This is a genomic window from Fulvivirga sp. (assembly GCF_040220315.1).
Taxonomy (GTDB): domain Bacteria; phylum Bacteroidota; class Bacteroidia; order Cytophagales; family Cyclobacteriaceae; genus Fulvivirga.
Window position 1 is genome coordinate 1 of the sequence record NZ_JAVJUY010000086.1, and the last position, 2,811, is coordinate 2,811.

Below are 2,811 nucleotides of genomic sequence, written 5' to 3' on the forward strand. Positions count from 1 at the left end.
CGGTTGAATTTGTTCGTGAAAATTGATCTACAGAAGTGGCTTGATAAACCTTTTGACCATCAGCCCAGAAGGCGTCAGGTCGAACTACAGGGGGTTCTGTTCAACAATACAGGCTAAAAATGGCTCTCAGAATAGTCATTGCTTTATCTTTATCAACACTTAGATTTATTTAGGACACTATTGTTAGAAAATAACTAAATATAATAGTATTATTGTGACATTCGTCTAATTAAAACTTACACATACTAAGAAGGCGATAGGCACACTTGATATCATAGTCTGAGTCACATGTTGATGCTACTCATATTCTTGGCTGGGCCAAGCAATATCCCTTAACTCGCAATATGTTCTTGAGCATAGTGAAAAGAACTTATCCAAGATTTAGGTCTTGAATTTTTTAACCGATGAGAATACCCAGTTCCTTCCCAACTTTGGAAAAAGCTTGAATTGCTTTTGAGATTTGTTCTGGTTCATGGGCCGCTGATAATTGTACTCTGATCCTTGCTTTTCCTTTCGGCACCACAGGATAGAAGAACCCTATAACATAGATGCCTTCTTCTAAAAGGAGCTGAGCAAATTTTTGAGCCAGAGGTGCCTCATTGACCATGATTGGAACGATGGGGTGTTCCCCTGGAACAATTTCGAAACCAGCATCTTTCATCCCTTGCCGAAATTTAGCTGTATTTGAATGTAACTTATCCCTAAGTTCAGAAGAGTTAGATAGCATTTCCAAAACCTTTAAGGTTGCTCCAACTATTGATGGAGCTATCGTGTTGGAAAATAGGTAGGGTCTGGAACGCTGTCTTAGTAAATCGACGATCTCTTGTTTTGCAGCAGTAAATCCTCCCATAGCACCCCCCAGAGCTTTACCCAATGTTCCGGTAATAATATCTACTCTACTCACTACTTTCCGATACTCATGTGTTCCCCTTCCAGTATTACCAATAATTCCTGTTGAGTGGCAATCATCAACCATAACCAAGGCATCATGTCGATCAGCTAAATCACAAATCTTATCCAATTGTGCTATGGTTCCATCCATTGAAAAAGTCCCGTCTGTAACAATGAGTTTGCGGCGATTATTTGATGATAATTTCAGTTGACTTTCAAGATCGTTCATATCATCGTGCTTATATCGCAGTCTCCTGGCTTTACTAAGTCGAATACCATCTATGATTGAAGCATGATTTAATTCATCTGAAATAATCACATCTTCCTCGGTCATTAAAGGTTCAAATAATCCTCCATTGGCATCAAATGCTGCAGCATAAAGTATTGAATCATCCATCCCCAAAAACTGGGCTATCTTATTTTCTAGATCCCTATGTATGCTTTGTGTCCCGCAGATAAATCTTACTGACGATAAGCCATAACCAAATGATTCAAGTGAATTTAATGCTGCACTCATTACTTCAGTATTTGCAGCTAGACCTAAGTAATTATTTGAACAAAAGTTCAGGACCTGATTCTGACTAGTCGTATTGATCACTGCTCCTTGTTGCGATGTAATTATTCGTTCATTCTTGTAGAGTCCGTTTACTTTAAGGTTGTTGAGATAATCCCTTAATTCTGTCTTTATTTTTCCGTACATAGCTTTTATATATAATCTATTAAATAGAAATCTTATTTGAGTTTTGCATGCTATCATACTTTTTGTTCAATTGTAAAATCATTGTTTCAGTCATCGATTGTATATCATAAGAAGGTTCCCATCCCCAATCTTTTCGAGCAACTGAGTCATCAATTTCTCTGGGCCAACCTTCAGCAATGGTTTGCCTAAAGTCAGGTTCATAGATGATTTCAAAATTTGGATAAGTCTGCGATATAGTTTTTGCTAGACTCTTTGGGGAAAAGCTCATTGCTGTAAGATTATATGCTGATTTGATACTCAGATACTCTTTTGGTTTTTCCATTAATTCTAATGTAGCTCTGATGGCATCCTCCATATAAATCATAGGTAATGTGGTGTCTGGCTCAAGAAAACATTTGAATGCCTCCCCCTTTATTGCATGGTGAAAGATATCAACTGCATAATCGGTTGTACCACCTCCAGGATTGGATTGATAACCAACTATACCAGGGAAACGAAGTGATCTGATGTCCATTCCATATTTATCAGAATAGTAAGTGGCCCAATTCTCTCCTGCAGCCTTGCTTACCCCATAAACCGTTGTTGGGCTTAATGATGATGATTGGCGAGCAGTTTTACGCTCTACACCATTGCCAAATACTGCTATTGAACTTGGGAAAAAGACCTTTTTAACCCCGGTCAATCTTGACACTTCCAGTATATTAAAAAATGATTTCATATTGACATCCCATGTTTTTAATGGATGATTTTCTCCTTTTGCTGAGAGGATTGCCGCCAAATGATAGATTTCTACCACCTTATGCTTATCTACTATTTGCTTGACTTGTCTAAAACTAGTAGCATCAAGCTTTTCAAAAACACCATTAAATTCAGGATTAATTCGTAAATCTGCCGCAACTACCCCACCTACTCCATTGATTAATTGAAGCTCTTTGGTAAGAACTGAACCAATTTGACCACTAGAGCCAATTACCAGTTTTATATCAGACATACTAAGTTGTTATTGTTTGTATTAGTGTTTAATTATAGTTTTTTTGAATGTATTATAGAATATATGTAGTAATAATTCCTATAATATGATTTATTTGCAGTTATTTCTATTTTTAGAAATTAGAATGAAATGATTAAGAAGTAAATATTATGGAGGATTTGGATGAAATTGATAAAAGGATCTTGCGAATCATACAGAGAGATGCAAAAAAGACAGCAAAGGAGATTTC

At 36.7% G+C, this 2,811-nt stretch carries 3 protein-coding genes; 1 reads left to right on the plus strand and 2 read right to left on the minus strand.

All coding sequences use genetic code 11. The features are described from left to right. Positions 1-397: 397 nt before the first annotated feature. Complete coding sequence (gene kbl / locus RLO81_RS03815) at positions 398-1,591, minus strand: glycine C-acetyltransferase (protein WP_350107470.1); 1,194 nt, start codon at positions 1,589-1,591, stop codon at positions 398-400. Between the two features lie 19 nt (positions 1,592-1,610). Then, positions 1,611-2,582, minus strand: coding sequence for an NAD-dependent epimerase/dehydratase family protein (locus RLO81_RS03820; protein WP_350107473.1), 972 nt, complete (start codon positions 2,580-2,582; stop codon positions 1,611-1,613). Positions 2,583-2,731: 149 nt separating this feature from the next. Between RLO81_RS03820 and RLO81_RS03825 the strand changes: the two genes are divergently transcribed. Beyond that, the coding region (locus RLO81_RS03825; RefSeq protein WP_350107476.1) for an AsnC family transcriptional regulator at positions 2,732-2,811 on the plus strand (80 nt) is incomplete at its 3' end.

What these genes read in the sequence shown, in the direction of transcription:
- kbl (WP_350107470.1), bottom strand. Translation starts at nt 1,591, where the DNA reads ATGTACGGAAAAATAAAGACAGAATTAAGGGATTATCTCAACAACCTT.
- RLO81_RS03820 (WP_350107473.1), bottom strand. Translation starts at nt 2,582, where the DNA reads ATGTCTGATATAAAACTGGTAATTGGCTCTAGTGGTCAAATTGGTTCA.